Here is a 4,044-nt window from a genome sequence, read left to right as displayed (position 1 = left end):
GCAATATCAATATGATGCACGGCGACAGCAGGGTGATGGTGGTGGTGTGTTTGGAGACAGCCAGTTTACCAGCACCCTGTCTGTCAACTTCCACTTCCCCAAGATCCCGCGAAGAACCAAAAAAAAGCCCACTGTCATGCAGTGGGCCAATCACAATCACATCACGCCTGGAGTAGCAGACGGTTGATACGGGAGACGAAGCTCGCCGGATCATTGAGGCCACCCTGCTCCGCCAGCTGGGCCTGCTCGTGCAGGAGGGAGACCCACTCGCCAAACAGGCTCTCATCCTCGATGGTGCCGAGCTTCTTCACCAGGGCATGGTCGGGGTTGAGCTCCAGGATGTACTTCTGCTCCGGCACCGGCTGACCGGCGGCGCGCATCAGCTTGATCATCTGGGTGCTCATGCCGTGGGCGTCGGTGACGATGCAGGACGGCGAGTCGGTCAGACGGTGGGTGACGCGCACCTCTTTCACCGCCTCCCCGAGGCTCTTCTTGACCCGCTCCACCAGACCGGCGTTGGCTTTTTCGGCCTCCTCCTGCGCCTGCTTGGAGGCGTCGTCTTCCAGATCCCCGAGATCCAGTTCGCCACGGGTGACGGAGACCAGCTGCTTGCCGTCGAACTCGGTCAGGTGGCTCATCAGCCACTCGTCCACCCGCTCCCACATCAGCAGCACTTCGACGCCCTTCTTGCGGAAGATCTCGAGGTGCGGGCTGTTCTTGGCAGCGGCATAAGAGTCGGCGGTGATGTAGTAAATCTTCTGCTGACCTTCCTTCATGCGGCCAACGTAATCCTCGAGCGACACGGTCTGGGCTTCGCCCTCACCGGCGGTGCTGGCAAAGCGCAAGAGCTTCGCGATCTCTTCCCGGTTGGCGTAATCCTCGGCCGGGCCCTCTTTGAGCACATTGCCGAACTCGCTCCAGAACTTGGCGTACTTCTCGCCATCCTCTTTCGCCAGCTTGTTGAGCATGGTGAGCACGCGCTTGGAGCAGGCCTTGCGCAGGGAGGCGGTCACCTTGTTGTCCTGCAGAATTTCACGGCTGACGTTGAGCGGCAGATCGTTGGAGTCCAGCACCCCTTTCACGAAGCGCAGGTAGGTCGGCATGAACTGCTCGGCGTCGTCCATGATGAAGACGCGCTGCACATAGAGTTTCAGGCCGTGCTTCTGCTCGCGGTTGTAGAGATCGAACGGCGCACGGGCCGGGATGTAGAGCAGGCTGGTGTACTCCTGGGCCCCTTCCACCCGGTTGTGACCCCACAGGAGCGGATCTTCGAAGTCGTGGGCGACGTGCTTGTAGAACTCCTGGTACTCCTCGTCCTTGATGTCCTTCGGGTTACGGGTCCAGAGCGCGGTGGCGCGGTTGACCTGCTCCCACTCGCCCGGGGTACCGACGATGGTTTCACCGTCTTCTTCGCGATCCGGGGTGCCCTCTTTGTACATCTCCACCGGCACGCTGATGTGGTCGGAATATTTGCTGACCACGGAGCGCAGGCGCCAGTCGTCCAGGAACTCCTCTTCATCGCTGCGCAGGTGCAGGATGACGTCGGTGCCGCGACCGGCTTTGGTCACGTCAGCCACGGTGAAGGAGCCTTCCCCTTGTGATTCCCACTGCACGCCCTGCTCCGGCGCGGTGCCGGCGGCGCGGGAGACCACGGTCACCTTGTCGGCCACGATGAAGGCGGAGTAGAAGCCCACCCCGAACTGGCCGATCAGCTGGGAATCCTTGCCCTGGTCACCGGAGAGGTGCTTGAAGAACTCGGCAGTGCCGGACTTGGCGATGGTGCCCAGGTGCTCGATCACCTGGTCACGGGTCATGCCGATGCCGTTGTCCGAAATGGTCAGGGTCTTGTTCTCTTTGTCCACCACCAGGCGCACGCGCAACTGGCCGTCGTTTTCGAACAAAGAGGCATCGGAAAGCGCCTTGAAGCGCAGCTTGTCCGCCGCATCGGAGGCGTTGGAAATCAGCTCGCGCAGGAATACTTCTTTGTTGGAGTAGAGGCTGTGAGCCATCAGGCTCAGCAGTTGTTTGACTTCAGTCTGAAAGCCGTGGGTTTCGGCGTGAACACTTTGGGTCATCGACCAGTCCTCAAAACGTCGGGTTGAACAGATTCCCAAGCTAGATGGGGTTGGCCTTTCAAATATCAAGGGGCTTGCGTGCAAACTTGAGAGCAAATTTGCACACCGGCCCCTCGCTTGGCTCACACAGGCAACCCCCTCCCGGCCTCCCCCCTTCACAAGGGGGAGGTGCACCGTCGCCCCCTGTCTGGCGAAGGGGTCAGACTGGAATCGAGAGGGGTGACATATAGCGGGGTCAGCCTTGCTCTCCCCTGCCAAAGGGAGGGCTGGGGTGGGGTGCGTTGCTCCCTCCTCTGCCAAGGGGAAGCATGAGGTGGGATCCGTTGCCCCCTCCCCTGCCAAAGGGGGCATGGGGCGGGCTCCGTTGCTTTCTTCCCTGCCAAAGGGAGGAGTGGGGCAAGATCCATTGCTCCCTCCCCTATCAAGGGGAGGGCCGGGGTGGGGTTCGTTGCTTTCTCCCCTGCCAAAGAGAGGAGTGGGGCAAGATCCATTGCTCCCTCCCCTGCCAAGGGGAGGGCCGGGGTGGGGTCCGTGGTGTCTTTAGCTCAGGCGCTGGCGCCCCATCAGGGAGTGGGAGAGCGTGGTGCCATCCACCAGCTCCAGCTCCCCGCCCACCGGCACGCCGTGGGCGATGCGGCTCACCTCCACCCCGGCGGTGCGGGCCATGTCGGCGATGTACCAGGCGGTGGCATCCCCCTCGATGGTGGGGTTGGTGGCGAGGATCAGCTCCTTGATCTGCTCCTCTTGCAGGCGGCGCTCCAGGATATCGAGCCCCAGCTCCTCGGGGCCGATACCGTCAAGGGGCGACAGGTGGCCCATCAGCACGAAGTAACGGCCGGAGAACTGGCCGGTCTGCTCGATGGCGGCCACGTCCGCCGGGCTCTCCACCACGCAGAGCAAGCCGTTCTCCTCGCGCTTGGGATTGGCGCAGATCTCGCAGCGATCGTTCTCGGTAAAGGTGCGGCAGTGGCTGCAATGACCGATTTCGGTGAGCGCCCGGTTGAGCAGGGAGGCCAGACGCAGACCGCCGCTGCGCTCGCGCTCCAGCAGGGTGAACGCCATGCGCTGGGCCGATTTCGGGCCCACGCCCGGCAAGACCTGCAGCGCCTTCATCATCTCATCGAGCAGGGGACTGAATTTCATGGGGATATCCTTTAAAGCCGCGCCGAAGGAGTGATTCGGCCCGCTTGCCTGAAGCGGTGCCGACGCCTCCATCCGAACCTATCTTGTTGGCGCAGGACTATACCCGAGCCGGCCCCGGGCGCCAATGGCCGGATCCCGCCACAGTGCCTGACGGCCCAACATCACCCCGGTCGGGGCGCAGCACTGAGCGGCAACCTCCCCTTCCCCTCTCCCCACAACCCAGATCACGCCATGATTGCCAAACCAATTCCGGGGAAACCGGGAAACCCTCCCAGATTGCCCCAACTCACTCCCCACCAGCCTCCAGACAAGCCAGCACGGCCAGAAACCAGGCCCACATTGTTTGGTTTTTCTATTCGACAATCAGTTATCGTTTAGCAAAACCAAACAATAAATGCCCTCTTGAGGTCCCGATTTATGACGTTGCGCCGGTTTTCAACGGCTCCCCCTTCTGTTTTTTCACCGGCCGATTAGTATGGTTTACTCGACAACTAGGCTTCAGTGCAGCAACGCCATTGGCGCGCGATCTCGATATTGGTCGCCGAGTTCCTTTTAAGATATTTGAATATAATTGTCATAGGATGACAGCATGCTAGGGAAGGTGCGAATAAGTCATATGGCACGAGAGCATTTAATGGTAACCCATTGATATTAAATGACTAAAATTTTCATTTTTTGTTCGTGGGATACTTGTTCGCACTTTCCCTTATTTAAATCTTTGGCCTGTGAGTTTTTATCATTGTTCATCGGCTCTAATCCAGTTGATTTGCGCATAGGTTATGAGCATTAAAAAAATAAGTCAACAGATTTTTGATGCACAAACGAA

3 protein-coding genes are annotated in these 4,044 nt (G+C 59.8%); 1 reads left to right on the top strand and 2 read right to left on the bottom strand.

What is annotated here, in order from left to right:
* On the top strand, positions 1–187 hold a 187-nt coding region (locus tag ACNPAA_RS20625; RefSeq protein ID WP_417891980.1), incomplete at its 5' end, for a hypothetical protein.
* Here ACNPAA_RS20625 and htpG read toward each other — a convergent pair.
* Complete coding sequence (gene htpG / locus ACNPAA_RS20620) at positions 162–2,075, bottom strand: molecular chaperone HtpG (protein WP_042017279.1); 1,914 nt, start codon at positions 2,073–2,075, stop codon at positions 162–164. The two genes, ACNPAA_RS20625 and htpG, sit on opposite strands and share 26 nt — an antisense overlap.
* 540 nt (positions 2,076–2,615) lie before the next feature.
* Positions 2,616–3,218 (bottom strand): recombination mediator RecR, encoded by a 603-nt coding sequence (gene recR / locus ACNPAA_RS20615; RefSeq protein WP_010674419.1) that lies wholly within the window; start codon positions 3,216–3,218, stop codon positions 2,616–2,618.
* Positions 3,219–4,044 lie beyond the last annotated feature (826 nt).

Origin of the sequence: Aeromonas sp. PS2Canimalfood6 (assembly GCF_048276795.1) — a bacterium.
In the GTDB taxonomy this organism is placed as follows: Bacteria; Pseudomonadota; Gammaproteobacteria; order Enterobacterales; family Aeromonadaceae; genus Aeromonas; species Aeromonas caviae.
Note: the sequence above shows the minus strand (reverse complement) of the source record. Positions and strands in the feature narration are given on the sequence as shown.

Bases quoted from the DNA above. Each gene is read 5' to 3' on its own strand.
- htpG (WP_042017279.1), bottom strand. From the start codon at position 2,075: ATGACCCAAAGTGTTCACGCCGAAACCCACGGCTTTCAGACTGAAGTC.
- recR (WP_010674419.1), bottom strand. From the start codon at position 3,218: ATGAAATTCAGTCCCCTGCTCGATGAGATGATGAAGGCGCTGCAGGTC.